The sequence below is a fragment of the Streptomyces flaveolus genome, from assembly GCF_014648815.1.
GTDB lineage: Bacteria > Actinomycetota > Actinomycetes > Streptomycetales > Streptomycetaceae > Streptomyces > Streptomyces flaveolus.
The window spans coordinates 345,153-370,906 of sequence record NZ_BMRV01000003.1 but is presented as its reverse complement, the minus strand read 5'-3'; the positions used below and the strand labels follow the sequence as shown (position 1 = coordinate 370,906).

The 25,754-nt window shown below is 71.5% G+C and carries 20 protein-coding genes; 4 read left to right on the top strand and 16 right to left on the bottom strand.

Annotated features, from left to right (window positions below):
- Positions 1-58: 58 nt before the first annotated feature.
- Together IEZ05_RS09425 and IEZ05_RS09420 are read right to left on the bottom strand one after the other, a co-directional pair.
- The gene (locus IEZ05_RS09425; protein ID WP_189229552.1) at positions 59-4,342 is read right to left on the bottom strand and encodes a discoidin domain-containing protein; all 4,284 of its coding nucleotides are present in this window, start codon (positions 4,340-4,342) and stop codon (positions 59-61) included.
- Between the two features lie 101 nt (positions 4,343-4,443).
- Complete coding sequence (locus IEZ05_RS09420) at positions 4,444-7,845, bottom strand: CARDB domain-containing protein (RefSeq protein ID WP_189229551.1); 3,402 nt, start codon at positions 7,843-7,845, stop codon at positions 4,444-4,446.
- 537 nt (positions 7,846-8,382) lie between these two features.
- Here IEZ05_RS09420 and IEZ05_RS09415 point away from each other — a divergent pair.
- Positions 8,383-8,844, top strand: coding sequence for a pyridoxamine 5'-phosphate oxidase family protein (locus IEZ05_RS09415; protein WP_189229550.1), 462 nt, complete (start codon positions 8,383-8,385; stop codon positions 8,842-8,844).
- A gap of 30 nt (positions 8,845-8,874) precedes the next feature.
- On the opposite strand, the gene IEZ05_RS09410 is transcribed toward IEZ05_RS09415, so the two are convergent.
- From IEZ05_RS09410 to IEZ05_RS09400, 3 genes are all read right to left on the bottom strand, one after another.
- Positions 8,875-11,253, bottom strand: a complete 2,379-nt coding sequence (locus IEZ05_RS09410) for an Orn/Lys/Arg family decarboxylase (RefSeq protein ID WP_189229549.1) — start codon at positions 11,251-11,253, stop codon at positions 8,875-8,877.
- 852 nt (positions 11,254-12,105) lie between these two features.
- Positions 12,106-13,947, bottom strand: coding sequence for an asparagine synthase (glutamine-hydrolyzing) (gene asnB / locus IEZ05_RS09405; protein WP_189229548.1), 1,842 nt, complete (start codon positions 13,945-13,947; stop codon positions 12,106-12,108).
- A gap of 324 nt (positions 13,948-14,271) precedes the next feature.
- Positions 14,272-15,984: a SpoIIE family protein phosphatase gene (locus IEZ05_RS09400; protein ID WP_189229547.1), complete on the bottom strand. Its 1,713-nt coding sequence runs from the start codon at positions 15,982-15,984 to the stop codon at positions 14,272-14,274.
- 221 nt (positions 15,985-16,205) lie between these two features.
- Between IEZ05_RS09400 and IEZ05_RS09395 the strand changes: the two genes are divergently transcribed.
- Positions 16,206-17,015, top strand: coding sequence for a universal stress protein (locus IEZ05_RS09395; RefSeq protein WP_189229546.1), 810 nt, complete (start codon positions 16,206-16,208; stop codon positions 17,013-17,015).
- 96 nt (positions 17,016-17,111) lie between these two features.
- On the opposite strand, the gene IEZ05_RS09390 is transcribed toward IEZ05_RS09395, so the two are convergent.
- Together IEZ05_RS09390 and IEZ05_RS09385 are read right to left on the bottom strand one after the other, a co-directional pair.
- A complete protein-coding gene (locus IEZ05_RS09390) occupies positions 17,112-17,651 on the bottom strand; it encodes an EF-hand domain-containing protein (RefSeq protein ID WP_189229545.1) in 540 nt (179 codons plus the stop codon).
- Positions 17,652-17,868: 217 nt separating this feature from the next.
- Complete coding sequence (locus IEZ05_RS09385) at positions 17,869-18,744, bottom strand: PhzF family phenazine biosynthesis isomerase (RefSeq protein WP_189229544.1); 876 nt, start codon at positions 18,742-18,744, stop codon at positions 17,869-17,871.
- Positions 18,745-18,829: 85 nt separating this feature from the next.
- On the opposite strand from IEZ05_RS09385, the gene IEZ05_RS09380 reads away from it, so the two are divergent.
- A complete protein-coding gene (locus tag IEZ05_RS09380; RefSeq protein WP_189229543.1) occupies positions 18,830-19,720 on the top strand; it encodes a LysR family transcriptional regulator in 891 nt (296 codons plus the stop codon).
- A gap of 80 nt (positions 19,721-19,800) precedes the next feature.
- On the opposite strand, the gene ykgO is transcribed toward IEZ05_RS09380, so the two are convergent.
- The 8 genes from ykgO to IEZ05_RS09340 all read right to left on the bottom strand — a co-directional run bounded on the left by ykgO (position 19,801) and on the right by IEZ05_RS09340 (position 24,070).
- Complete coding sequence (ykgO, locus tag IEZ05_RS09375; protein WP_189229542.1) at positions 19,801-19,923, bottom strand: type B 50S ribosomal protein L36; 123 nt, start codon at positions 19,921-19,923, stop codon at positions 19,801-19,803.
- Between the two features lie 37 nt (positions 19,924-19,960).
- On the bottom strand, positions 19,961-20,221 hold the full coding sequence (locus tag IEZ05_RS09370) for a type B 50S ribosomal protein L31 (protein ID WP_189229541.1): 261 nt from the start codon (positions 20,219-20,221) through the stop codon (positions 19,961-19,963).
- Positions 20,222-20,300: 79 nt separating this feature from the next.
- Positions 20,301-20,465, bottom strand: coding sequence for a 50S ribosomal protein L33 (gene rpmG / locus IEZ05_RS09365; protein ID WP_189229540.1), 165 nt, complete (start codon positions 20,463-20,465; stop codon positions 20,301-20,303).
- 275 nt (positions 20,466-20,740) lie between these two features.
- Positions 20,741-21,550: a GvpL/GvpF family gas vesicle protein gene (locus IEZ05_RS09360; RefSeq protein ID WP_189229539.1), complete on the bottom strand. Its 810-nt coding sequence runs from the start codon at positions 21,548-21,550 to the stop codon at positions 20,741-20,743.
- Positions 21,547-21,861 (bottom strand): gas vesicle protein K, encoded by a 315-nt coding sequence (locus IEZ05_RS09355; RefSeq protein ID WP_189229538.1) that lies wholly within the window; start codon positions 21,859-21,861, stop codon positions 21,547-21,549. The genes IEZ05_RS09360 and IEZ05_RS09355 overlap by 4 nt, the downstream gene beginning before the upstream one ends.
- Positions 21,862-21,910: 49 nt before the next feature.
- Complete coding sequence (locus IEZ05_RS09350; RefSeq protein WP_229869628.1) at positions 21,911-22,798, bottom strand: gas vesicle protein; 888 nt, start codon at positions 22,796-22,798, stop codon at positions 21,911-21,913.
- A gap of 34 nt (positions 22,799-22,832) precedes the next feature.
- Positions 22,833-23,303: a gas vesicle protein gene (locus IEZ05_RS36910; RefSeq protein ID WP_308426906.1), complete on the bottom strand. Its 471-nt coding sequence runs from the start codon at positions 23,301-23,303 to the stop codon at positions 22,833-22,835.
- A 230-nt stretch (positions 23,304-23,533) separates the two neighbouring features.
- Entirely contained in the window at positions 23,534-24,070 is a 537-nt protein-coding gene (locus tag IEZ05_RS09340; protein WP_189229536.1) for a hypothetical protein, read from the bottom strand.
- Positions 24,071-24,239: 169 nt separating this feature from the next.
- Here IEZ05_RS09340 and IEZ05_RS09335 point away from each other — a divergent pair, with 169 nt between their 5' ends.
- Complete coding sequence (locus tag IEZ05_RS09335) at positions 24,240-24,818, top strand: dihydrofolate reductase family protein (protein ID WP_189229535.1); 579 nt, start codon at positions 24,240-24,242, stop codon at positions 24,816-24,818.
- Between the two features lie 30 nt (positions 24,819-24,848).
- Here the strand turns inward: IEZ05_RS09335 and IEZ05_RS09330 are convergent, their stop codons facing one another.
- The gene (locus IEZ05_RS09330) at positions 24,849-25,754 is read right to left on the bottom strand and encodes a class I SAM-dependent methyltransferase (RefSeq protein ID WP_189229534.1); all 906 of its coding nucleotides are present in this window, start codon (positions 25,752-25,754) and stop codon (positions 24,849-24,851) included.

Genomic DNA, 25,754 nt, shown 5'->3' with positions numbered 1-25,754 from the left:
CAAACCCCCGCAAGGGCTTGCGCTACGCTGCGTCGATTCACGACGGGAACGGAACCGGCTACGGGTTGATGTCGATCTTGAAGGTGGAGGTCGTGTTGCGGACGTCCACGGCGTTGCCCTCGAGCTTCAGCCCGTTGAAGGTGACCTCGCCGACCGCCGGCCCCTGCCCGGGCTCCGGCATCTCGTTGGCCCACACGCCGAAGCCGGACTTGGCATCGAAGGCGTCACCGCTCTTGTGCGCCCCCGTGATGGTGACGTCCGTGAAGACGGTGTCCTTGACGGGGTACTGCGGCTGTCCTCCCACGTAGTTGGTCTGGAACATGATGCCGCTGTAGGTGGGGTCGACGATGTCCACGTGGTTGACGCGGATGCCCTGGAAGACCTTCGAGGCGGAGAAGACCCAGATGCCCGGGAAGGTCTGCGCACCCCAGAAGTGTCCGCCGGCCCGTTCGATCGAGATGTTCTCGAAGGTCGTCGGGTCGGTCCCGAAGCCGTTCATCGGGTAGCCGAAGTCCAGCGACGAGATGGTGATGCCGGAGTACACCAGGGTGTCGGCGACGCGGATGTTACGGAAGGTGTTGCTGTAGCCGCCGTACACGGCGACACCCGCGGCACGCCAGGTCAGCGTGGAAGTCAGGTTCTCGTAGACGTTGTTCTTCATGTCCGCGCCGCCGGCGTCGATCGCCGAGAACAGGGCGAAGCTGTCGTCACCGGTGGCCCGGGCGTCGTTGTTGGAGACCAGGTTGTCCGTCGACCCGTTGGTCATGTTGATGCCGTCGGCGAACATGTTGCGGATGCGGGAGTTCTTGATCGTCACGCGGTCGGTGTTGGCGCCCCAGTACAGGCACACCATGTGCTCGTTCCAGATGTTGTCGATGACGATGTCCGACACGTTCTGGAAGTCGAAGACCTTGCCCGGCCCGTCGATGCGCGAGGTGTAGTTGCCGAAGTAGGCGAAGTTCGCGAACGTCGAGCCCTTGGCGGTGGCATCCGCCCGGAAGCCGATGTCGGTGTTCGACTGTCCGGCGGGCGCCTGGAACCGGGTGTACCAGGGCCCGGCGCCGACGACCTCGACCGCCTTGCCGTACACCTGGAACTTGCTGGACGTCTGGTAGTCGCCGGGCGGCAGGTACACGCCGACCAGCTTGCCCGAGGTGTCCATCCGCACCCGGTCCAGGGCGTTCTGCACGTCCTGGTGGGTGAACCCGGCGGGTACGGCGTACGCGGCCGGGTCCGGGTTGGCGACCTGTGCCACCTGCTCGAGGTTCACGAAGTCGAAGGCGTACGTGGAGGAGTCCGAGGCGTCCTTCTGCAGCCGGATCTTCGACCCCGCGGGCGCGGTCTGGTCGAGCATGAGGTGCGCCTCGTCGTAGATGTGGCGCGGTGCCCCGGAGCCGGGTGAGTTCCCGGGCGCGGACTCCGCCCCGTACAGCCAGACGTAGCGCGACGTCAGCGGCAGCGTCTTCTTCTTGACGCCGTCGACGTAGACGCTGATCGTCGAGTCGATTCCGCCGCCGCCCGGCGCGTCCGGGATCGAGAAGCGGGTGACCAGGGTGTTGGTGGCGGCCCGGGTCGTGAACTCGACGTACTGTCCGGTGCCGGTCAGGGTGACCGCCTCGCGGCCCGAGGCCTCGCCGGCGAGGTCGCCGACGGTCCGGTTGGGCCCGACGACCTTGGCGCCGCCGCCGAGCGAGCCGTCCTCGGCCTCGTACATGTCGTACGGCATGTCGGCGCCGCGCCCGACGAACAGGGGCTTGGTGGAGGTGTTGTTGTCCCGCTTGGCCGGTATCTCCTCGGCGTCGGGATCGACCACGACCTTGGCGCTGTAGGACCCGTCGACCGCCTTCCACGAGCCGAGGGTGAGGGCGGCGGTGGTGGCGCCGGGGGCGATGACACCGGTGTGGGTGCCCGTCAGGGTCTTGACGGTCGCGCCCCTGCTGTCGGTCAGGGTGAGGGTGATCCGGTGGTCGCCTCCCGCGGAGGCCACCGTGCCCTGGTTCCTGAGGCTGACACGGAAGGTGACGTCGTCCCCGGCGGCCGGGGAGGACGGGGACGTGCTCACGGTCGCGGCGACCAGGTCGGAACTGGCGACCGGCTTGACGACCAGGGCGTCCGGACTGGTGTAGGTGTTGTTGGTCTCGTTCTGCTCGATCACCGCGTCACCGTCGTCGGCCACGGCGCTCAGCGGGTAGGTGCCCGCCTCGCGGTTGCCGAGGGACGCGGTGACCGTGGTCTGCTCCCCCGCTCCGAGCGCCCCGGCCTGGGCGGTGGCCACGGCGGAGCCGCCGAGCCGCACGGCGACCTTGCTGGCGGGCGCGTCGGCCGCTCCGCTGTTGCGGACGGTCGCAAGGACGGTGATGTCGTCCGACTCGACGGGCGCCGCCGGTGACGTGGTCAGCTTCGTCACCTCCAGGTCCGGGTTGGGCGCGGCGACGCCCATGACCTGGAACTCGGCGAGCTGCCCGGCCGTCGCCCCGCTGTTGGCCGTGAAGCGCAGCCGCACGTCGGCGGTGCGCTTGCCGACCGGGACGGTGACGGTGTTCCGCCCGGCCGGCGTGAACGCGTACTCCTTGGCGGCGACCAGCGAGGTGAAACCGCTCGCGCTCTGCTCCCGGCCCTGGACCTCGATGGTCTGGGTGCGGCTGCCCCAGTCGGGGTTCAGGCGCAGAACCAGCCGGTCGACGTCCGCGTCGGCGCCCAGCTTGACGGTGAGGGTGTTCGGGTAGCTCCCCGCGCCGCCCTCCCAGTACGTCGCCGTGTTGTTGTCGTTGGCGTTGGCCGCGACGTACGTGTGGATCACGGAGGAGGCCTCGATGGGCTTGCCCACGGCCAGGTCGGAGCCGGCTCCGCTGCCGTTGCGGGTCACCTGGTTGCTGGGCGGCGACTGGTTGCCCGCCGCGTCCTTGGCGCGCACGGTGTACGTGACGGTCGCGGAGGCCGGCTGGGTGTCCGTCCAGGTGGTGACGTCACCGGCGACGGATGCGCGCCGGGTGTTGTTGGCGTAGATGTCGTAGCCGGTCACGGCCTTGTTGTCGGCGGAGGCGCCCCAGGTGAGGCGGATCCGGCCCGCCTCGGGCTCGGAGAGGGACAGGTTCACCGGGGCGGTGGGGGCCTCGGTGTCTCCTTCGTCGGCCGCGCGGGTCACGGTGTTGCTGTTCGGGGACTGGTTGCCGGCGGCGTCCCTGGCCCGGACGAAGTAGCTGACGCGGGTGCCGGCGGGCCGGGTGTCGGTGTACGTGGTGACGTCGCCGCCGACCGAGGTCAGCAGGTCGCCGTCGGCGTAGACGTCGTAGGCGGCGACGCCGGTGTCGTCCGTGGCCGCGTCCCAGGTCAGACGGACCTGGCCGGCGCTGGGTTCGGTGAGCGCCAGGTGCGGCGGGGCGGAGGGTGCCTGGGTGTCCCCGGTCGTGGGTCCGTAGACCTCCAGCTCGGACACCTGAGCGGCGGGCTGGACGCTGTTGGCGGTGACCAGGACGCGGACGTAGCGGGTGGTGGCGGCGTCGAAGGAGACGGTCGCCGAGTTGCCGCCCGACGGCGCGAACGTGTACGTGCCGCTCGCGGTCAGGTCGCCGAAGTCGGATCCGTCGGTGCTGCCCTGGATCTTCAGAGTCTGGGTGCGCCCGCCCCAGCCGTCGGGAAGGCGCAGGACGACGCGGTCGACACGCACCGCGGAGCCCAGGTCGGTCTGCAGCCACTGGGGAAGGTCGTTGTTGCGGCTCTCCCAGTAGGTGGCCTTGTTGCCGTCGCCGGCGTTGGCCGGGCTGTAGACCTCGGTCTGGCTGCTGGCGGTGAAGGTGCGTCCGCGGGCCAGATTGACGGAGGACTCGCCCGCCGCGTGCACCTCCAGCTCGGACAACTGGGCCGCCTGCCAGCCGGTGTTGGCGGTGACGGCCACCCGGACGAAACGGGTCTGGGTGGCGGGGAAGCTCACCGTGACGGTGTTGCCCGAACCGGGTTCGAAGGAGTAGGCGGCGGACGCCTTGAGGGTGGTGAAGCTGGTGCCGTCGGCGCTGCCCTGCACCGCCAGGGTCTGGCTGCGCCGCTCCCAGGAGGCGGGCAGCTTGAGGACCACCTCGTCGATACGGGTGGTGGTGCCGAGGTCCGTCTGCACCCACTGGGGCAGGTCGCTGCCGGCGCTCTGCCAGTAGGTGCCCTGGTTGCCGTCGGTGATGTTCGCGGCGCCGTACTCGCCGTGCGAGCTGCTCGCGGCGGTGGGGTCGCCGGCGGCGACATTGGGACCGCCGGCCGCAGAGGCGGCGGTCACCAGAGGGCCGCCCAGGAGCAGGAGGCTGGTGGTCACCACGGCGCACAGGCTCCGTGATGGTCGTCTGCGGGTTCTCATGCGTCCCCGATCTCGGCCCCGCCACGAGCGGCGGGGCGCAGCAGTGGGATGGGTGGGTGCGGTGCGCCGGCCGTTGCCGGCGCACCGCGGCGGAGCCGTGGTCAGCCGCGCAAGGCGGCGGATCCGCCTGCCGAGCCGTTGAACGTGAACTGCGAGCCGGGCTCCTTCACGACGTCGCCCTGGGCCGAGTTGGTGATCGTCACGTTGTTCAGGGTGGCGCTGCCGCGCGCCCCGCCCATCGCGAGGATCCCGGACCCGTTGTTGGACTTGTCGATGGTGACGTTCTTGATCTGGACGTCGGGCATCGCGCCGCCGCCCGTCTTGAACTGGATGCCGTCGTAGGTGGAGTCGTGGATCTCGGTGTCACGGATCGTGACGCCCGGGATGTCCTGGCCCTGGGCGAACAGGGTGATCGCGCCGAACTCCTGGGCCTCGCCCCAGAACGCCCCGCCCGTGCGGTACAGGCCGTTGTTGGCGAGGAGCGTCTGCCCGGAGAAGGGCAGCGGGTCGTGGTCGGTGGCCAGCATGATCCCCGGGTAGTTCATGGTGTCGGAGATCAGGTTGTTCTCGATCGAGTTGCCGTGACCGCCGTAGATCGCGACGCCGTTGGCCCGCCAGGGCAGCTGGACGGTGTTGTTGCGGAAGTGGTTGTCGTGGCCGACGTCGACGGAGGTGTCCTTCACGTACTTGTTGGCCCACACGGCGAGCGCGTCGTCGCCGGTGTTGCGGAAGGAGGAGTTGTAGACGGTCGAGTTGCGGGTGCCGTTGGAGAAGTTGACGCCGTCGGCGTAGGTGTTGCGGATGCGTACGCCGTTGAACTCCAGGCCGTCGGCGGGGCCCCACAGCTCGGGGATGTTGGAGTAGTCCCGGCCGACCCAGGCGCCGACGTTGGAGTGCTCGATCCACACGTTGGAGATCTTGGTGTTCTTGCCGAAGCGGCCGTTGAGCGCGACGCCGCCCTCGGCACCGCCGTCGCCGCCGCGGATGGTGCCGGAGCCGAAGACGGCGATGTCGGAGATCTTGGTGTTGTCGTCGATGTCGAAGCCGAAGTTGCCCTCGTGCGGATGGTTGATGCCGCCCGCGTCCTGCGGCTGGATCAGCGAGTACAGCTGGGAGTGCCACATGCCGGCGCCTCGAATGGTGACGTCCCGGATGCCGACCTGGTTGTACTGGCCCCGGTTCTGCGGGTCGTCGGTGAGGATCTTCTTCTCCTGGCGCCACTGGCCCGCCGGGATCCAGACGCAGGGGATCTCGCCCTTCTGGTCCGCCGTGACGGCACGCTGGATGGCGTCCGCGTCGTCGAGGCCGTCGTTGGGCACGGCTCCGTACTCGGTGATGGAGACGCACTCCGCGGGCTTGGCGGCGGCGGGCGCGACCTGCTCCAGGTCGACGAGGTCGATGACGTAGAAGGCCGCGTTGTCGCCGGCGTCGCGCTGGAGGCGGAACTTGGTGCCCGCCGGGTAGGTCTCGGTGAGCAGGGCGTGGGACTCGTCGAACAGGCGCCGGGCGTCGCCGCCGGGCCGGTTGGTGAGGCCCTCGGGGTCGTCGGTCGTGCCGTAGAGCCAGCTGTGCTTGGACGACAGACTGAGCTTGCGGACGAACTTCCCGTCCGCGTAGAGGCTGATCGTCGCCTCCTGCCCGCCGCCGCCGGCGGCGTCCGGGATCGAGTTGCGCACGACGACCGAGTTGGACGGCGTGGTGGAGGTGAACTCCACGTACTGCCCGGTCGAGTCGAGCCGGACCGACTGGCGGCCGGAGGACTCGGTGGCGAAGTTGGTGTGCCCGAAGGTGCGCTTGGCGTCCGTCCTCAGCAGCGTGCCGTCGTAACGGGCGTCCTCCGCCTCGTACTCGACGTAGGGCACGGCGGCGCCGCGTCCGACGACGAGGGAGCGGGCGAAGGTGTTGTTGTCCTCGTTGGTCTCCTTGACGACGGAGGTGGCGTCCGCCGTGGCGGTGAGCGTCGCTCCGCCGCTGGTGGCGGTCCAGTCGCCGCTGATGACCACGTTCGCCGTGTCACCGGCCGCGATGGCGCCGGTGGCGCCGTTCAGGGTGGTGCCGCCGACGGTGAGCCGGGTGACCGACCCGGCGGGCACGGCGCTCGTGCCCCGGTTGTGCACGGCGACGGTGAAGCCGACCTTGGCTCCGACGGCGGGGCTGGACGGGTTGGTGGTGATGCCGGTGACCTCGAGGTCCGGGCCGGGGGCCTGGCCGACGACCAGAGGCGAGCCGGCGTTGCGGCTGTTGTTGCTGTTGTCGAGTTCGGCGACGGAGTCGGAGGGGTCGACGACGGCGGAGACGGTGTAGCTGCCCATGGGCCGCTTGCCGGCCTGCACCGGCACCTTCACCGACGCTCCCGGGGCGAGGGCGCCGACGGCGGCGCTGCCGGCGACGGTGCCTTCGAGGCTGACGTCCACCGTGGTCGCGGGCGAGGCGGCGCTGCCGTCGTTGCGGACGGTGGCCTCGACGGTGACCGCGTCCGACTCGGAGGGCGAGGCGGGTGACCAGGTGAGCGAGGTGACGGTCAGGTCGGGTGCGGGTGCGGCCGCGCCGATGACCTCGAACTCCGCGACCTGTCCTCCGCCGGCGCCGGTGTTGCCGGAGAACTCCAGGCGCACGTCCGCGTACCGGCCCGAGACGGGGATGGTCACCGAGTTCTTGTTCTGTGCCGGGCTGAAGGTGTAGTCGGCGCGGTTCTTCAGGGTGGTGAAGCCGGAGGCGCCGGCCGGGCGGCCCAGCACCTGGATGCTCTGTGTGCGGGGGCCCCAGACCGGGTCGGGGTTGAGCTTGACGACGACGCCGCTCAGGTCTGCGTCCGCACCGAGCCGGGTGGTCAGTGTCGAAGGCTGGCCGCTCGCCTCCCAGTAGGTGGAGGTGCTGCCGTCGTTGGCGTTGGCGGCGACGTAGTTCTGGGTCGTGGAGGAGGCCTCCATCGGTTTGCGCAGGGCGAGGTTGGTGCCGGCCGGCGGGGTCCCGGGGCCTTCGCCCCCGGCGTCGCCGTGGACCTCCACCTCGGACAACTGGGCCGCGTTCCAACCCGTGTTGCCGGTCACCTGGACCCGGACGTAGCGGGCCTCCCCCGCGACGCCGACGGCCACGGTGCCCGCGGCGTTCGGGGAGAAGGTCCGCGCCGCGCCCGCGGAGAGGGTGGCGAAGTCCTGTCCGTCGGTGCTGCCCTGGACGCTGATGGTCTCGGTGCGGGCCTCCCAGGAGGCGGGGAGTTTCAGCACCACGTCCTCGATCTCGGTTCGGGTCCCGAGGTCGATCTGCACCCACTGGGGGAACGAGCCCGCGGGGCCCTCCCAGTACGATGCCTGACTGCCGTCGGTGACGTTGCTCGCCGGGTAGCCGCCGTGGGCCCCGCCCGCCGTCACCGGTCGGCCCAGTGCCAGGTTCGGTCCCTCCGCGGCGGCCGCGTGGGCCGTCACGGGGAGCACGCCCGCGGTGAGCAGACCCGCCGTCACAAGGCCGACGGAGATCCGCCGGCCCGGATGTCTTCCTCTCATGAGGCTCTCTCGTTCCCTTTCCGTGAGTGCCCGCCGCACCGGCCCCCGTCCGTCGCCCGCCAGGGCGCGGCAGCGCCGTGCGGCGGTGAGTGCGGCGGGGCACGAGGGACCGGTGCGCCTGGTGGGCGGTGGGGTGGTCAGCAGGCCCAGAAGAAGCCGAGGTGAAGCCGAGCCCGCTCAAATCCAAAAGTTGAGTGTTTTCGTCAATCTTTTGCAGCGCTGAGGTGACAGGTTTCTACCGTGTATCGACTTTGTCAACGGCTCGGGGTGGGACGACACTTGGACGCCGGGGCTCTGCTCGCGTCCGCTCGGCGCCTGACGTTGGCGGCAGCGCGCGCTCCGGGAGGCGGCGACCGGTGGTGAAGATTCCGTGGAGAGGCGTCGCGCCGGCTCTGTCCGGGGCCACCGTGCCGTGTCCGGCCGACGGCGGCGCCTTGGCATCCGCGAATCTCTCGTGCCCCACGGGTGCATCGGTCGCTGGGAGTAGGTCCTGCGCCTCAGGCGCGCCTCGCACCCGCTTGACTAGGGTCGGTCGCCATGAAGACCACGGGAAGCGTTCGTCGCCCGACGGCGGAGCGTAAGCGCGACACACTGGAGCGGCTCGTCACCGAGCGGGATGTATGGGTGTCGACGGCTCACCCTGACCACGGACCCCATCAGGTGCCGCTGTGGTTCCTCTGGGACGGGCGAGCCCTGTGGATGTGCACCAGCGCCGCTTCCGTGACCGCGCGGAACGTCCGCGCGGAGCCGCGCGTGCGCCTGGCGCTCCCGGACACCTTCGACGTGGTGCTGCTCCAGGGCGAAGCGGAGTGCTTCCCGGACCGGGAGGTGCCCGCAGGCGCAGCGGAGGCGTTCGCCGACAAGTTCGGGTGGGATCCACGCGGGGAAGACGGCGCCTTCCTGTATGTCCGCGTGGTCCCGGGGACCGTGCGTGCTTGGCGCGGCGAGGCGGAACTAAGCGGGAGAGTCGTCATGCGCGACGGGGTGTGGCTGGACTAGCAGCCGCATCCCGCCCGCGCCGCCGCGGCCTCAGCCCAGCGTCCCGGCGCTCTTCTCCGCCCGCCGCTGCGCCGGCGTCGTGACACCCCCGGGCCCTTCCTGTCCGTCCGGACGGAGACACTCGATCAGGTAGTCGCCGGTGTCGGGGTCGCGGGTCACCCCGTGGGTCTCGCTGCCGAAGCCGGGGAAGTGGCGGTCGAAGGACTCAAGGGCGCCCAGGTAGCGCAGAAGAGGACCGTCCTCCTCCCCGACGCTCTCGCCCGGCATGAGGACCGGGATGCCGGGCGGTGTCACCGTGACCATCGCCGCGGCGACCCGGCCCGGTGCGTCCGTCAAGCGGACGCGTTCCGTGCCGCCCCGGATCAGACGCTGGTAGCACTGCTGCGGCGGAGCGACCGGCTCAGGGAGTTGCTGGAAGGCCCGGTCGAGGAGCTCGACCAGGCGGGCCCGGCGCAGGTGGTCGTGCATCTCCTGGCACAGGTCGCGCAGACTCCGCCCGGCGTAGCGCCGCGGGTGCTCGGCGACCAGCGCGGGCAGCACACGGTCCAGCGGGGCATCACCGTCGTAGAGGTCCTTGAAGTCCATCAGGGCGTCCAGCAGCGTGCCCCACTTGCCCTTGGTGATGCCCATGGAGAACAGCACCAGCGTGGTGTAGCTGTCGGTCTTCTCCACGACGATGCCGCGGGTGGTCAGGTACGCGGTGAGCACCCGCGCCGGAATGCCCCGGTCGCACATCGCACCGGTCGCGTCGAGCCCGGGGCAGGTCAGCGTGACCTTGATCGGGTCGAGCATGCAGTAGCCGTCGGTCAGGCCCGGGAAGCCGTGCCAGTCCGCGTCGGGCGCGAGGTGCCAGCAGGACGGCTCGGTCCGCAGCAGGTCCGCCGGAGCCTCGTCGAACGGCAGCCGCGCCCCGCTCGCGGGATCGGTCACCTCGTCCGGCTGCCACACCCCGAAGAACCAGGGCGGCCGGTCCCCGGCGGCCTGGATCCGCCGCCGGATCCGCACCATCTCCTGGCGGAACAGGACCGCCTCCGACACCGCCTCGTCGACGAGCCACTGTCCCTGTGGGCCGTCCATCATCGCCGTGGCCACGTCCAGCGAGGCGATCATCGGATACAGCGGCGACGTCGTGCCGTGCATCATCAGCGCCTCGTTGAACCGGTCGTGCTCCACCGGCGCCCGCGGCGCGGGCCGGACGTGCACCATGGCGCCCTGCGACAGCGCCGCCAACAGCTTGTGGGTGGACTGGGTCGCGAAGACCGTCGGCCGGTCGGGGCCGGGGAAGGTCTCCTCGTCCACCGACATGCCGTAGCGCCCCGCGTAGAGCGGATGAAAGCGGGCGTAGGCGAACCACGCCTCGTCGAAGTGCAGCCGGGGCGTACCGGCCGAGAAGGCCCGGGCCGCCGCCACGGCGTCGTAACACAGCCCGTCGTACGTGGAGTTGGTGAACACCGCGTACTGGGCACGCGCCGACACCGCGTCCCGGGTGAGGGGGCTCTCCGCGATCCGCGCCGCCACCGAGTCCGCCGCGATCTCGGCCGGCGGCAGCGGCCCGGCGAGGCCGTAGCCGTTGCGGGTCGGGATCAGGTACACCGGCCGGGCGCCGGAGACGACCATGCCGTGCAGGACCGACTTGTGGCAGTTGCGGTCCACCAGGGCGATCTCGTCGCGGGTCACGCTGAAGTGGCCGACCAGACGGTTGCAGGTGGAATCGCCGTGCAGCACGAAGTACGTGTGCTCGGATCCGAAGACACGCGCCGCGTTGCGCTCGGCCTCGCCGATCGGACCCGTGTGCTCGAACAGCGAACCGAGCTCCTCCACCGAGATCGACAGGTCGCTGCGCAGCAGCCGCTCCCCGAAGTAGTCGTGGAACGCCCGTCCCACCGGTGACTTGAGGAAGGCGACACCGCCGGAGTGCGCCGGGGTGTGCCATGAGTACTCGTGCGCGTCGTCGAAGCGCCGCAGCGCCTTGAAGAACGGCGGAAGCAGGGCGTCCTGGTAGACGCGTGCGGCCTTGGTGATCCGTCCCGCGATGAACGCCGGTGTGTCCTCCAGCGGCCACACATAGCCCACCACGGACTGCGACACCCACAGCGGCAGCTCCCGCAGTCCCTCGTCCGCCATGACCAGGAACACCGGCAGGTTCTGGAACCGGCGTCCGATCCGGCGCAGCACCGTCGCGCCGCCCGGCCCGTCCTCGGCTCCGGGCGGGAGGTCCCAGGCGACCACCGCGGCGGCCAGACCGGCCTCGGTCCTGAGGACGGCCTCGGCGTCGGAGACGCTCACCACCCATCGGACCTGGAGGCCGCGCGCCCCGATCCCCTCGGCGATGCGCGCCAACTGCCCAGCGATGGCGCCCCCGTCCTCCGGGCGCTCCGCCACCGCGACCAGAACCGTGCCGTCTGCCATGCCGTCCCCCTCCCCGGTGGCCCGCGCCACCCCCACCAGTGTTCGCGGGCTCCGCACGCACGATCACCGGGGATCCGGTCAAACCACCCCATCGAGGCACGGGACGAACCGTTCCTTGACGTGCCGGCACTCGCGCGCCGATCCCCCGGAAGGCGCCGGGTCCGTCCCCGGAGCCGGAGGGGGCGTGGCACGGGACGGCCGCGCCGTACCGTCGCCGGTCGGCGACTGACGGAATGCTGTCGGGCATATGAGCACGCATGGCCCGGGCAGCGACGGTGACCCGGCGTCCTTGGACGAGGCACTCAGCGCCACGGTGCGTCGGACGGGCGCTCTGGCCGGTGGCGTGTACTTGTTGTCGGCGCGGGAACCGATGCACGTCCTGACCGCGGTCTGCGGCATGCCGGTGACGACCGTGGCGCCGTGGGCACGGTGGCGGTTTCGGCCGCCGGGCCCCTGTCGGAGGCGCTGCGGGAAGACCACCTGGTCTGCGTGGGCCGCCAGGAGGACATGGCCCTGCCGTATCCGAACGCCGCGGCCGGGATGCCCTACCAGTTCGCGGTGGCTTTCGCACCCCTGCACGGTGTCCGCCGCTACGGAGTCATGGCGCTGGTGTGGTCGAAGAGTCACCCGCCCTGCCTGACGCTGCGCGAACGCGGCTCCCGACCACGACATCACGGAGTCGATCACCGCCCTCGTCCAGCACCTCACCAGGGTGGGCGACCAGCCGGTCGGTGAGCTGGCCGGCGACCTGGTGCACTACGCCGTCCCCCGGCACACGTACACCGACGACATCGCCTTGCTGCTGCTGCGCAGCCCGTGAACCCTCAGGGGCGACGGGGCGGCCGAGCCGTTTCAGCTCAGGTCGATCTCCGGCTGGTAGAGGTCCAGCCAGAGGGCGAGGTCGAGGGCCCGTTCCAGGCCGCGCCGGTCCGCCTGGCCGCTCATCGGCGCCTCCCGCTCGGCGGCCCGCCGCAGCCGCTCGGGGTCGACGAGGTCGAAGACCGGGTGGCCGGTGCGGGCGAGCAGATCCTTGGCCTGGTCCTGGAGGGCCACGGCGTACTTGGGGTCCTGCGTGGACGGGTAGGGGCTCTTGACCCGGTCGTACACGGACTTCGGCAGCACGTCCGCGGTCGCCTCGCGCAGCAGGCTCTTCTCCCGCCCGTCGAAGGACTTCAGCGCCCAGGGGGTGTTGTAGACGTACTCGACGAGCCGGTGGTCGCAGAAGGGGACGCGCACCTCCAGTCCGACGGCCATACTGGCGCGGTCCTTGCGGTCGAGCAGGATGCGCACGAAGCGGGTCAGGTGCAGGTGGCAGATCCTGCGCATCCGGTACTCGAAGTCGCTCTCACCGTCCAGGCGCCGGATGCCGGCCACGGCGTCGCGGTAGCCGTCGGCCACGTACGCGGACAGGTCCAGGTTCTTCGTCAGGTCCGGGCGCAGCACGTCGGTGTCCTCCCCCATGTGGCGGCCCATCGACACCAGCCACGGGAAGGTGTCGGCGCGGCGTGCCTCCTCGTCGAAGAACTGCAGGTAGCCACCGAAGACCTCGTCGGCGGACTCGCCGGACAGGGCCACGGTGGAGTGTTCGCGGATGGCCCGGAAGAGGAGGTACAGGGAGGCGTCCATGTCGCCGAGGCCGGCCGGCAGGTCGCGGGCCCGGATGACCTTGGCGCGGATCTCGGGGTCGGCGAGGGCGTGGGCGTCCAGCACGATGTCCTGGTGGTCGGTGCCGGCGGCCTGGGCGACGTCGTGGACGAAGGGGGTGTCGGGGGTACCCCGGAGTTCGTCGGCGATGAAGTTCTCCGCCTGGCCCGCGAAGTCCACGGCGAAGCTGCGCACCTTCTCGCCGTGTTCGCCCAGTTGCCGGGCCGCCAGCGCGGTCATCGCGGAGGAGTCCAGTCCCCCGGAGAGCAGGGTGCAGCGCGGTACGTCGGCGACGAGCTGACGACGCACGATGTCGTCCAGGAGCGAGCGGACGCGCGCGATCGTGGCGTCCTGGTCGTCGGTGTGCGGACGGGTCTCCAGGTCCCAGTAGCGGCGCTGGTGCACGCCCGTGCGGTCGACCGTGACGACGGTGCCGGGCTCGATCTCGCGCATGCCGTCCCAGACGGCGTGACCGGGTGTCTTGATCATGGTGAACAGCTCGCGCAGCCCGTCGAGCCCGACGCGGCGGCGGGCCAGCGGGTTGGCGAGGATCGCCTTGGGCTCGGAGCCGAAGAGCACACCGTCCGCGGTCGGGTGGTAGTAGAACGGCTTGATGCCCATGCGGTCGCGGACCATGACGAGCTTGTTCGCGCGGCCGTCCCACAGGGCGAAGGCGTACATGCCGTTGAGACGCTCGGGGAGCGCGTCACCCCACTCGAGGTAGCCGCGCAGGACGGCCTCGGTGTCGGAGTCGGTGGTGAAGCGGTGCCCGCGGTCCGCGAGTTCACGGCGGAGTTCGGTGAAGTTGTAGGTCTCTCCCGAGTAGACGAGCGCGACCGTGCCGTGCGGGGTGTCGACGGTCATCGGCTGCCGCCCGCCGGGCAGGTCGATGATGGCGAGCCTGCGGTGGCCGAGCGCGGCGGGTCCCTGCGCCCACACGCCACGGTCGTCCGGTCCGCGGCAGGCCATCGTCTCGGTCATCGCATCCAACGCCGTCGTCTCGGCGCCGAGATCGCGGTCGAAGGAGACCCAGCCGGTGATGCCGCACATACGCTACCTCCTGCGTCCGGCCCGCCCGACGACCCGCTGCCAGCATGCGTTTTGCGATTGCGAGCGGATCGTCCGGCAAACCAGTTGTAGTTGCCATCTACATTCCGAGCGTGCGTCATGAGAGCGAGCGCGGTCAACGCGACCGAAACGAGAAGGACACACAACATCCCTCGTTTTCGGCCAAACTTTGCGAACGCGATACCCTCTGCCGCCGTCAGGTCCGGCGCCCGCCGCGTGGAATCGGCCACGGGCAAAGTCTTCTTCAACCGGCCGTGCCCGCTCGGTCCGAGCGGGCACGGCGGGTTCCGGGGTGCGGCCGCCCGCTCACGCAGGGGTACGGAGCGCCAGGAGGGCGACGTCGTCCAGGCCGGGCGGCTGGACACGGCGCAGGAGTTGGTCGGCGAAGGACGGCAGGGGCCGGTGGGCGAGGGCCGCGGCGTGCTGGCGCAGCCGGTCCAGGCCCTCGTCGAGCGTACGGCCCGGCACCTCGATGAGTCCGTCGGTGTACAGCAGGAGGGTGCAACCCGGCGGAAGCACGACCGTCGCGTCGGGACGGGACGTACGGAGACCGGTGCCGAGCAGGAGACTGTGTCCGTCGGTGAGGTAGTCGGTCAGGCCGTCGCGGGTGACGAGCAGGGGTGGGGGGTGACCCGCGTTGGTCCAGGACAGCTGCCAGGCTCCGCTGTCCGTCCTGGTGACGCGGGCGAAGACGAGCGTGGCCATGGTGACGTCCGTGATGGGCATGATCGCCTCGTCGAGGCGCTCCACGATGCGGCTGGGGGGTGCCTGCTGGGACCAGGCGTAGGCACGGAGCATGTTGCGCAACTGGGCCATGCCGGCCGCGGCCTCCAGGTCGTGGCCGACGACGTCCCCGACGGCCAGCGCGGTGGCGCCGTCGGACAGGGCGAAGGCGTCGTACCAGTCCCCGCCGACCTGAGACGCGTCGGGGGCGGGCAGGTAGCGGACGGCCATCTGCAGTCCGGGCACGCGCGGCATCTGGGGCAGCAGGTGGTTCTGCATGGTCTCGGCGACCGCGCGCTGGCGCTGGTAGAGGCGCGCGTTGTCCAGCGCCAGGCCGGCACGGCGGGCGATGTCCTCGATCAGGGGCAGGTCGGAGGTGGAGAAGTCACCGGGTTTGCCGGCCCGGCCCAGGGTGAGGGCGCCCAGGACCTCCCGGGTCCCACGGAGGGGGACGATGGCGGCGGAGCGGATGCCGGTGGCCTCGAACAATCGACGCTGTTCGACGGCGATGCCGGAGTCCGGGGTGCGCTGGTAGGTGTCGGGTCCGGCCAGGGCGGAGGCGACGCCGCGCAGGGCGCGGGACAGGGGCATCGGTGATTCCTCGGGCACGGGCGGCATAGGCCCTTCGAGATCCTCACGGTGCACCAGGCGGTCCCGGTCGACGTGGACCACGGCGGTCCGCCACACTTCCTCGTGCTCGGTGATCAGGTCGATGACGGCCCAGTCCGCGAGCCGGGGCAGGACCAGGGCCACCAGTCGGCGCAGCGTCTCGTCGACGTTGAGGGTGGAGGTCACCTGGGTGGTGGTCTCGGCCAGCAGTGCCAGTCGTTCGAGTTCGCTCATCGGCTCGGCGGGCAGCTCCGAGTGCGGCCCGGCGGACTGCGCCTGCTCACGCGGGTGGAAGATGACGAGCGTGTGGGTGTCGGGGCCGTCCACGGCGTAGGGGGCGAGGAACCAGGAGATGGGCAGGACGGAGCCGTCGGCGCGGGAGAAGTAGTCGTTCTCGCCCTGTGCCGGGTGTCCGGCGTGGAAGGCCAGCCGCATGGCGCACCGCGTGGCTGGCAACTGCTCACCGTGCGGTCCCCGGTGCAGCAGTTCGTGGGCGTCCTGACCTGCCATGTCTTCTGCCCGGCGGCCCAGCAGTTCCTCGGCGTGGGTGTTCACGGCGACGACACGGCCCTGCCCGTCGACGACGTAAGCTCCGGTCCTGATGACCTCCAGGGCGTCGAGGCGCTGGGGATGAGGCGCTTCCCGGCTTTGCTCGTGGCCGGTCTCCTTGTCCTTCGCGCCTGCCATGTCCGGGCCTCCTCGTGGCCGCGCCGCCTCGGTCCCGCTACCGCTGCGCGGCTGTCCGGCGGTGTTTCCTGTCCGCTCTTCTCTATGCCCCGTCGTGACGGAGAACTCTCCGGCGTCCCTCGGTCCGCAGGTCCGTCGGTGCGCGGGCCCGGCAGGAATTGCAGCGGCCCACCGATGGGGCGACGCTGGGAGTCGCGGAGCCTGAAGTGGAGCAGCCGCTGATGAGCAACCTGGTCGTGGTCGGGGTGGACGGCTCGGCGACGAGTCTCACCGCCGTGGAAGCAGCCGCCGCGGCGGCGGTACGGCGCGGGGCGAAGCTGCGTGTGGTGCATGCCGAGATCCCGGTCAAGCCCAGGTACCTGGTGCCGGACCCCGCCTCCGGGACGCTGGTCCACGAGGCGGCGGCCCACGCCTGTGGCGTGGCACCCGGGGTCGCGGTGACCCACGCCGTGGTGACGGGTGACGCGGCGTACGTGCTGGAAGTCGAGTCACGGACCGCGGACCTGATCGTCGTCGGCTCCCGCGGCAAGGGGCGTGTCGTGGGCCTGCTGCTGGGTTCTACCCCGGTTGCCCTGGCAGCCCTCAGCCATTGTCCGGTGATGACGGTCAGCGAAGAGCACCGCCCGTCCGCCGACACAGGGCCGGTCGTGCTGGGCGTCGACGGTTCCCCGGACAGCGACAAGGCCGTCGAGGTCGCGTTCGCCGAAGCCGCGCAGCGCCGGGCCGAGCTCGTGGCGGTGCATGCGTGGCAGTCGGACGGGGCGGCCGAAGCAGACCCCGAGTCCGCCGCGCAGAGGCTGGCCCGGGCACTCGCCGGTCGCGCGGCCGGCTGTCCGGACATCACGGTCCGGCACGACCTGGTGCGCGGCAAGGCGCGTGACGCCCTCCTCGAGGCGAGCAAGGCGGCTCAACTGCTGGTGGTCGGCGCCCGCGGACGCGGAGGCGTCGCCGGACTGCTCCTGGGCTCGGTGAGCCAGGCCGTGATGACGTACGCCCGCTGCCCCGTCGTCACGGTACGCAGGACGACATGAAAGCGGCCACCGTCGTCCGGCTCTCCGGTCACACCGGGCGTCGGGGCCGCGGCGCCCGCGCCGTCCGGTCGTGCCGGTTCCGCGGCCCCGTCGCCGTCACCTGGTCCCGGCCGGGACCAGGTGATCGCCGGGGATACCGGACTTCTCGGGGCGGTAGTAGTCCCTGATTCCGTCCGCCCAGGTGGACACGGGGATGCGGTCCTCCCCGTCCGGCCCGAAGGCCCGGAAGAGCTCCTCGATGTTGGGCCGCGCGAAGCCGATCGCGAGCATCAGCGCGACGAACTCGGGGCGGGCCACGAAGCCGTCTCCGTCCGGATCGCCCATCTCGGCGAGCGCTTCGGCGAACTCGTCCACGGTGGCGTCGAACCGCTGCGGATTCAGGACGACGGAGGTGAACTCCTCGGGGCTGACCCGGCCGTCGCCGTTGGCGTCCAGCTCGGTCAGGAGCGTTTCACCGTAGCGGCGGAAGGCACCGGACAGCCGGTTCCTCGTGGCCTCGTCGGCAGCCGGTACGGCGGCCACGACGCGCTCGCTCATCAGATCGAAGTCGGAAAGCTCCAGGTATCCGTTCCCATCGGCGTCGAAGAGGGAGAAGACCAGCTCGATGCGGTCGGTCGCCTCGGTGGTGGGCGTCATGGTGCAACCCTGCCTTCCCTGGTGGAACGTGGCCGTCGGAATCCGCCGCGGACGTTGCCCCGGCGGCTGACTCACTATCCAGACCTTCCGGCCGCCGCGAGGGGGAAGCGCCGCGCTTCCCACACGATCGGAGGGAATCAGCCCGTCCGTGCATGAAGCAGGGGGTGACGGGACAGCACCGTGCTCCGGGCCTCCGGGCAGCGTGTCCGCCGCGCGCTCATCCGGTGATCGGTACGGCATGGCCGGTGACGTGGACGCGGGTGCCGTGCGGGTCCGCGTGCACGGTGAGTTCGCTCGGCCGGCCCATGTCCTCCCCCTGCCGGACGGTGACCACGCCGGACTCCGGCAGCGCGCCGATCGTGCCCAGGTAGCCGCCGAACGCGGCCGCGGCCGCTCCGGTGGCCGGGTCCTCCACCACGCCGCCCACCGGGAACGGGTCCCTGGCGTGGTAGTGCTGCTCGTCCTCGCGCCAGACCAGGTGCACCGTCGTCCAGCCGCTCTTCCGCATGAGGGCGGCGAGCGCGTCGAAGTCGTAGTCGAGGTCGGCCAGCCGGGCCCGGGAACGGGCGGCGAGCACCAGGTGGTCGTTGCCGCCGAAGGCGACGTGCGGCGGCAGCTCGGGGTCGAGGTCGGCGCTGTCCCAGCCCAGGGCCGACAGGGCCGGGTCCACCTCGTCGGCCCGCGCCGGCCGCGACCGGGTGGGCACGCTGGTGAGCGTCGCCCGGACCGCGCCTCGGGCATCCGCCGACGTGGTCACCAGGATCTCTCCGGCGGGGGTGTCGAAGACCAGGTCGCCGGCGCCCAGACGCTCGGCGAGCGCCACCGCCGTCGCCACGGTGGCGTGTCCGCAGAAGGCGACCTCGGCGAGCGGGCTGAAGTACCGGAGCGTGAACCGGCGCCGCTCCTCGTCGCGGGAGGTGACGAACGCCGTCTCCGAGTACCCGACCTCGGCGGCGATCGCCGCCATGCGGTCCGGCCCGAGCCGCGCGGCGTCGAGGACGACACCGGCCGGGTTGCCACCGTCGGGGCGGGAGGTGAAGGCCGTGTAGCGCAGGACGTCGACGTCAGGCGAAGAAGTGGTCATGGCCCTCATGATTCCGCGTCGGGCTCATGAAATCCAACGATCGTTTCTCATCGTTCCCATCGAGATTTCCGATGGCAGGACTTAGGGTGCCGTGATGGACACCCGGCTGCTCCAGACCTTCGCCACGCTCGCCCGGACGGGCAGCTTCACCGGCGCCGCCACCGAACTGCGGCTCTCACAGTCCACGGTCACCGTGCAGATCAAGTCGCTGGAGAAGGCACTCGGCGCCCGGCTCTTCGACCGCATGCCACGGGGCGCGCTGCTCACCGACGCGGGACGGCGCCTCGTCCCCCTGGCCGAGGACGTCCTGGACGCCGAGTCGCGCCTGCTCACCGCGGCCGACGGCGAGGGACCGGTCAAGGGCACCGTGACGGTGGGCGCGGGCGAAACCCTGTGCTCGGCCCACCTCCCCCAGGTGATCGCCGCACTGCGCCGCTTGCATCCGCAGGTCGAGGTGCACCTGCGGGCCTGCGGCACGGACGGCGCGGTGGACGGGCTGCGGGCGGGGGTGCTCGACTGCGCGCTCCTGCTCGAGGACGGGGTCGACCACCCGGACGTCCTCGCGGAACGTCTCGCGGGGCAGCCCCTGGTACTGCTGGCCGCTCCCCACCACCCCCTCGCCGGTCGTGAGGCACCGGTGACCTGGCCGGAGCTCGCCGAGGCGGACTTCTTCCTGCACGAGCAGGGCTGCTCCTACAGCGACCGGCTCGCCGACCGGCTCCGGGCCGTCGCCGGAGCCAGGCCCCGCCTGACCCGGTTCGGCAGCATCGAGGCCGTCCGCTCCTGTGTCGCGGCCGGGCTCGGACTGACCGTCCTGCCCTTGGCCAACGCGGCTCCCTCGCTCCGCGACGGCACGCTCGCCGCCGTGCCGGGCCCGGCCCTTCCGGACGTCTCCGTCCTCCTCGCCCGCCATCGGCGCCGTGCCCCCACCGCCGCGACCGACACCGTCACCTCGCAGCTGCGGCAGCACTTCCGCACCGTCTGACGGGCCGGACGGGTGCCCGTCCCGACGCGGACGGCCCGGCACCGCGAGCGTGCGGTGCCGGGCCGTGCGGCGCTACCCCGTCAGCCCTGCCGGGCCTTGAAACGCGGGTCCTTCTTGTTGATCACGTACGTCACTCCGCGTCGGCGCACCACCTGGGCGCCGGGCTTGGCCTTCATCGAGCGCAGCGACTTGCGTACCTTCATCGCGGTGTCCCTCCGGAGGATCGGGCGGGGCCCACCGTCAGCGGCGGGCCGGGGCTGCGGTGCCGTAGCGCCGCTCGAAGCGCTCCACACGTCCCGCGGTGTCGACGACGCGCGAGGTGCCGGTGTAGAACGGGTGGCTCGCCGACGAGATCTCGACGTCGACGACCGGGTACGTCACGCCGTCCTCCCACTCGACCGTCCGGCGGGCGTCGAGTGTGGAGCGGGTGAGCATCTGGAAGCCCGCCGCGCGGTCGCGGAAGACGACCGGACGGGAGACAGGGTGTACTCCGTGCCTCATGAGGTGCTGTCCTTCCTGGAGGGCTTCGCCGCGAGAACGGCGGGGAGCGGTGGGGCGAGGAGCGGCGATCCGCTGCGGGTCAGCGCGTCTCGCGGAAGAGAACGTGCCCGCCGACGACCGGGTCGTACTTGCGCAGGACCAGCCGGTCGGGGTCGTTCAGACGGTTCTTGCGGGTCACGTAGGTGACGCCGGTGCCGGCCGTGGAGGTGAGCCTGACGACCGGACGCGAGGTGCTGCGTGCCATGGGGTGCTCCTTTCGCCACCACCCGAGTCGATTGACTCGGACATGTCATACGTGCCGTGCAACGCCCGCGACGGGTACCGCATTCCCGACGAGGGTGACGTGGAGGGCGGTCGCCTGCGCGGCGAACGGCTCTGCGGGGCTTCAGCCGGACGATCGTCCCCGCAGGCGAGAGGTGAGGCCCGGGGACACTGTCCCCTCCACGGTCACGGTTGCCACAACGCGGCCGTACGCACCGGCATTCCCGGCCCGCGGAAGGGACGCGGCCCGTGCGGACGTCAGCGCGCCGCCTGCTCCGCCGGCTCGTGCGGCCGGGTCTCGGTGAACGAGTACGGCGGCCAGGGACCGAGGAAGCGGATCCGCAGGGCGGGCTGACCGGTCTGCGCGTCGCTCAGGACGGCACCGACGGCGTCGATGTCCTCGTGCCGGACGAGCAGAGCCGCGGACAGGACGTCCGACTCGCCGGGCACGCGGTGGGCCGGTCCTCGGTCGCGAAGGTCCTCGGCGACCGAGAGCAGGCGGCGCCGGATGCCGGCGTGCAGTGTGTCCGCGAGCTGCCCGGCCACGTTCTTCTCACGCTGCTCGCGCTGCTTGGCGAGCAGCCTGCGCATGCCGGGCGACCGGGCGTCGCCCCCCGTCTCCCCCGGACTCGTGGCCGGGTCGCCGGTCGTGGCGGCCGCACGGTCCAGGGTGATCTCCACGCGCAGTTCGCACCGCCCGGAGAGCGCCGTCAGCTGACCGGTGATGTCGTCCTCCTGTTCCCTGATCCAGTCCCCCAGCCGCTGCTCGGCGCTCCGTCCGGACGCGGTGTCGTCGGCGACCAGGACGTTGAAGGTCATCGGCAGCAGGCTGCCGACGCGCTCCCAGACCGTGGTGACCGCCTCGCTCTGTTCCGCCACCCAGCGCCGCACCTGGTCGTCGTCCCCCTGGAAGGGGGCCGGCGTCGCGTCGTGCACCAGCGCGGCGACGCCGGTGCCCGGAACTCCCGCCAGGCGCAGCGGACGCCCGTCGAGCCCGGTGACGCCGTCGGCTGCGCCCTGCCGGTCGGGAAGCAGGGCGTACACGTACAGAGCGGTGTTCTCCGTCATCGCCCGGCCTCCTCCGCCCAGCGCTGCGGGTTGATCAGCTTGTCCACGACGTCGTCGACCACGTCGTCCAGCCCGCGGTGCAGGTCGGCGACCGAGGTGACGATGCCGTGGTCCTCCTTGATCTGTTCCATCGCCTCGTCCAGGTCCAGCAGGGCGTCGGCGAGGCGTTCGGCCTCCTCCGGGTCGAGGTCACCGCCTTCGATGCGGCGCATGGCCTGGCGGTCCAGAGCCTCCTGGATCACCTCGACCAGCGTCACGACGAGGGACAGCACCCCGTGCTTGAGGCTCTTCTCGTCGACGGTCAACGGCATGTCGTCTTCTCCTCCGTCCGCTGCACTGCTCGATCCCTTCTCGTCCCGCTCATGCGGTGGCCGCCACGGGGCCGGCGGACGCGAGCCGTCCGGCCCAGCGGTCCGGGTCGTCGGCGGCGAGCCGGATCTCCTCGCCCGCGGTGGTGCGCAGCACGAGGACGCTTCCCTCACCGCCTGGCCCGTACCCGGGCGCCCGCCGCACCCCGGCCAGGTCCGTCGTGGGCAGCACCAGGGCGGGCCTGGCGTCCACGGGTGACTTCCAGGTCAGCCGGCCGGCCGTGAGCCGTGCCCGTCCGCCGCGCCACAACGGGCCGGACCTGCGCGGCTCCTCGTACCAGAGGTGCCCCTCCGCGAGGGGAGGTTCCTCCTCGGCGGCGGCCCCCGACGGGAGCGCGGGCGCGAGGTGCCCGGCGCGGGAACGGGTGAGCAGGTCGTGCAGTGTCTGGGGCTCCCTGGCGGAGAGCAGTTCCCGCCGTCCGTCGGCCAGCGACACCTCCAGGCGCAGGCGTTCCTCGCCGCCGACCGTCCGCTCCGGCTTCAGCCGCACGTCGCGTACGGCGTCGAGACCGGTCTGCCAGAGCACCTCCCGGGGCTCCTCACGCAGGACGACGAGGCGCTGATCGGTGAGGTAGACGGTGCCGGGCCGCCAGCCGTGGTACACGCCCTCGGTCAGCAGGTGACCCCCGCTCATCCGGCGGACGACGCTCTCGCCCTCACGCAGGCCGAGGGCGCGCCGGGCGACGGAGCGCTCGGCCCACGCGCGGGTGGCCTCGTCCCAGTGGCGCATCATGCCGTACTCCAGCATCGTCTCCATCCCGGCGACGGCGGCCCGCACCGAGACGCCGATCAGCGGGATGTCCGCGACGGCGACGATGAGATCCAGATGCAGGACCGCGCCCTTGTTGAGCAGGACCTCCACCAGGTCGTCCAGGGTCACCCTCGGTTCCCGGGTGGGCCTCATCGGGGACCGGTCAGTCGCCACGCCGCTCGGCCTTTCGCTCGGCCGGGTCCTGATCGCGGTCCTCGTCGCGCTCGTCGTTCTCCTGAGCGTCGGCGTCCTGGTGACCCGTCAGGGCGGCCTGCCCGGAGTCTCCCCGCAACCGGGCCTGGGCACTGCGCCAGCCACACCAGGGGCACCACTGGTTCAGCAGTTGCTCGACGGGCGCGCGCTTGCCGCACGCCGGGCAGGTCTCCTTCTCCTCCCGGGTGTCGCGCCACGCGGCGGTCTCCGTGTCCGTGCCGGAGGGGAATTCCAGTCCGTAGCGGGCGGCCGTCTCGAAGGAGGCCAGGGCCGCGCGCAGCCGGATGCCCAGCAGCTCGACCCCGGCGACCGAGACCATGATGTCGGCGTTCAGCACCAGGCCCTTGTCCAGCAGGGTTTCCACCACGTGCGCGAGGCTTCCCTCGCCGTCCCGCCGGGGCTGCATGGGGGCCGCGCTCACCGCGGGCACCGTGCGGGCCGACGGCTCGCGTCCAGGGGCGGCCGCGGGGAACCCGCCCTCGCCCGGAGTGGTCCTTCCGGTAAAGCTGCTCATCCCAGCCGCCTTGCCGGTCTTCCGCCATTCATACACCGCGAGGTGCCGCGCCGAGTCCGCTCTCGTGCGGCACGGACCCGCCGCCCGTGCGAGAGCGGGAGCGGTCCTGCCGGGCGGCACGGCAGCCGGTGGCCGCGCTACTCGATCAGTGCGTCCGCGGCGATGACCACGAGCCCGATCAACATGTCCACGAACCCCGCCCGGCAGGAGGACAGCCAGCCGAGTCCCGCGGTGCGGGCCGCCGAGGCTCCCAGGCCGAACAGGGCGACGGTGTTGAACAGCAGAGCCACGTCGACCGCCGTGTCCTCCGTCCACCACTCGGCGACCGCGCCGAGCAAGAGCAACAGGGTGGGCAGCACGGCGGCGACCAACGGCCACTCGGCGACAACCGCACGCACTCTGCCGGGCCTGGCCGCCCCCTCGGCGGCCGCACGCTGGGCGATGACGTGCGCGTACCCGTGGGCGGCAGCCGACGCCAGCGCGGTGAGGAGTACCCACAGCGCGTCCTGACCGGGATCGGCCTTCTCCCCCGGCACATCCAGCGCGGCCACCATGGCACTGGCCAGCACCAGGCCGTAGATCCCCCGGAACAGCCAGCGTTCCGCCAGCTCGGGCCGCAGGCTTCCCCTCGGTGCGGCGCCCTCGGACGGGACGTGGTGGGCGTGGTCGGGCATCGCATCGCCTCGGTGCGGGAGGAGAACTGGGTCACCTCATGCTCACCCGCACACCGTCGGCGGACACGACGCCACGCGGGTCGAGCCGCGCACCGCCAAGGGAGCGCGATGACTTTCCGGCTCGGCGTCGGTCATCACCGGTACGCACGTACACAGGAGGAACAGCCCGATGTCAAGCCTCATGGTGGACTTCATCATCTCTCTCGACGGCTACGCGTCCGCGGACGGCTGGCCCGGTCTCTGGGGCATGGGGGGACCCGAGTATCTCGCCTGGCTCGACAGTGACACCGAGAAGCGGCACACCACCCTCATGGGCGCCAGGACGTACCGGCTGATGTCCGGGTTCGCCGCCGAGATGCCCGACGATCCCGGCTGCGCCGGGCTGACCGCGATGCCCAAGGTGGTGTTCTCCTCGACTCTGGAGGCGCCGCTGTCCTGGAGCAACACCGAACTGGTCCGGGAGGACCCCGTCCAGGCGGTACGGGACATGAAGCAGCGTGACGCGGGCCCCCTGCGCACCCTCGGCAGCCTGACCCTTTGCCGTTCGCTGCTCGCCGCCGGCCTGGTCGACCGTTTCCGCGTGGTCGTCTTCCCGGTCATCACCGGCGCCACCGGGAAGGAGCGGATCTTCGACGAGTATCCCGACATCGCTCTAGGCCTGGTCGAGAGCCGCACCTTCGACGGTCGGCTCCAGCTGCTGGAATACGTTCCCACCGTCCTCGACGGCCCGCCCGGGGCCGACGCCTAGAACCCACGGACCGGGATCACGAGCGGTTCGCTACCAGGCCGGCAGCGGTTTGTCCGCGAACACCCACCGGTTGCCCGCGAGCGCGTCGTTCTCCTCGGGCAGGGGACCGCGTCCGTGCCGATGGGTGAACTCGAAGGGGGTGTGGACCGAGGTGGACCAGCCGCTGTTCGCCAGATGAGCCGCGGAGTCGGGCCGTTGCTCCCTGCTGAACAGGCCGAGCAGATCGATGCCGAGCTGTTCACGCGTCGACGTGTAGAGGCGGCTGTCGCGGTACTCCCACAGGTCCTTCTCGAGCTTGACCTCGTACGCCAGCGCGCTGCCCGCCGCGCTCAACCGGTCCACCGTGCGGATCAGGTTGGTCTCGGCGGCGCGGGGCAGGTAGAACAGCAGCCCCTCGGCCAGCCACGCGGTGGGGGCCGCCGGGTCGAAGCCGGCCGCCCTCAGCGCACCGCCCCAGTCGGCGCGCAGGTCGACCGCGATCGGCACCCGCGTCGCCCTCGGCGCGACCGGCAACGCGCCGAGCACCTCGTGCTTGAACGCGAGGACCCCGTCCCGGTCGATCTCGAAGACCACGCAGTCGGAAGGCCAGTCGAGTCGGAAGGCCCGTGTGTCGAGCCCCGCACCGAGCAGCACCACCTGGCGGGCGCCGCCGGTCCGGACCGACCGGAGCAGGAAGTCGTCGAGAACGCGGGTCCTCAGTCCGAAGTAGCGGGCGAAGCGCCCCCACAGCGGGTTCGCGTCCCCGTCAGGAGCCTGGTCCAGGCGGACCGGCCAGTGCGCGGACGCCGGGGCGGAGCGCACGAAGAGCTCCGCGTAGACGTCCTGGGCGAGACTGTCGGGGCGGTAGGTCTCGATCGCCCGTGCCGCGGCGACCAGAAGGGCGGTCAGGCCGACCCCTCCCTCCACGCCGGTGCTGCGCGGTGCCGTATCGACCAT

What these genes read in the sequence shown, in the direction of transcription:
- IEZ05_RS09425 (WP_189229552.1), bottom strand. Translation starts at nt 4,342, where the DNA reads ATGAGAACCCGCAGACGACCATCACGGAGCCTGTGCGCCGTGGTGACC.
- IEZ05_RS09420 (WP_189229551.1), bottom strand. Translation starts at nt 7,845, where the DNA reads ATGAGAGGAAGACATCCGGGCCGGCGGATCTCCGTCGGCCTTGTGACG.
- IEZ05_RS09415 (WP_189229550.1), top strand. Translation starts at nt 8,383, where the DNA reads ATGAAGACCACGGGAAGCGTTCGTCGCCCGACGGCGGAGCGTAAGCGC.
- IEZ05_RS09410 (WP_189229549.1), bottom strand. Translation starts at nt 11,253, where the DNA reads ATGGCAGACGGCACGGTTCTGGTCGCGGTGGCGGAGCGCCCGGAGGAC.
- asnB (WP_189229548.1), bottom strand. Translation starts at nt 13,947, where the DNA reads ATGTGCGGCATCACCGGCTGGGTCTCCTTCGACCGCGATCTCGGCGCC.
- IEZ05_RS09400 (WP_189229547.1), bottom strand. Translation starts at nt 15,984, where the DNA reads ATGGCAGGCGCGAAGGACAAGGAGACCGGCCACGAGCAAAGCCGGGAA.
- IEZ05_RS09395 (WP_189229546.1), top strand. Translation starts at nt 16,206, where the DNA reads ATGAGCAACCTGGTCGTGGTCGGGGTGGACGGCTCGGCGACGAGTCTC.
- IEZ05_RS09390 (WP_189229545.1), bottom strand. Translation starts at nt 17,651, where the DNA reads ATGACGCCCACCACCGAGGCGACCGACCGCATCGAGCTGGTCTTCTCC.
- IEZ05_RS09385 (WP_189229544.1), bottom strand. Translation starts at nt 18,744, where the DNA reads ATGAGGGCCATGACCACTTCTTCGCCTGACGTCGACGTCCTGCGCTAC.
- IEZ05_RS09380 (WP_189229543.1), top strand. Translation starts at nt 18,830, where the DNA reads ATGGACACCCGGCTGCTCCAGACCTTCGCCACGCTCGCCCGGACGGGC.
- ykgO (WP_189229542.1), bottom strand. Translation starts at nt 19,923, where the DNA reads ATGAAGGTACGCAAGTCGCTGCGCTCGATGAAGGCCAAGCCCGGCGCC.
- IEZ05_RS09370 (WP_189229541.1), bottom strand. Translation starts at nt 20,221, where the DNA reads ATGAGGCACGGAGTACACCCTGTCTCCCGTCCGGTCGTCTTCCGCGAC.
- rpmG (WP_189229540.1), bottom strand. Translation starts at nt 20,465, where the DNA reads ATGGCACGCAGCACCTCGCGTCCGGTCGTCAGGCTCACCTCCACGGCC.
- IEZ05_RS09360 (WP_189229539.1), bottom strand. Translation starts at nt 21,550, where the DNA reads ATGACGGAGAACACCGCTCTGTACGTGTACGCCCTGCTTCCCGACCGG.
- IEZ05_RS09355 (WP_189229538.1), bottom strand. Translation starts at nt 21,861, where the DNA reads ATGCCGTTGACCGTCGACGAGAAGAGCCTCAAGCACGGGGTGCTGTCC.
- IEZ05_RS09340 (WP_189229536.1), bottom strand. Translation starts at nt 24,070, where the DNA reads ATGCCCGACCACGCCCACCACGTCCCGTCCGAGGGCGCCGCACCGAGG.
- IEZ05_RS09335 (WP_189229535.1), top strand. Translation starts at nt 24,240, where the DNA reads ATGTCAAGCCTCATGGTGGACTTCATCATCTCTCTCGACGGCTACGCG.
- IEZ05_RS09330 (WP_189229534.1), bottom strand. Translation starts at nt 25,754, where the DNA reads ATGGTCGATACGGCACCGCGCAGCACCGGCGTGGAGGGAGGGGTCGGC.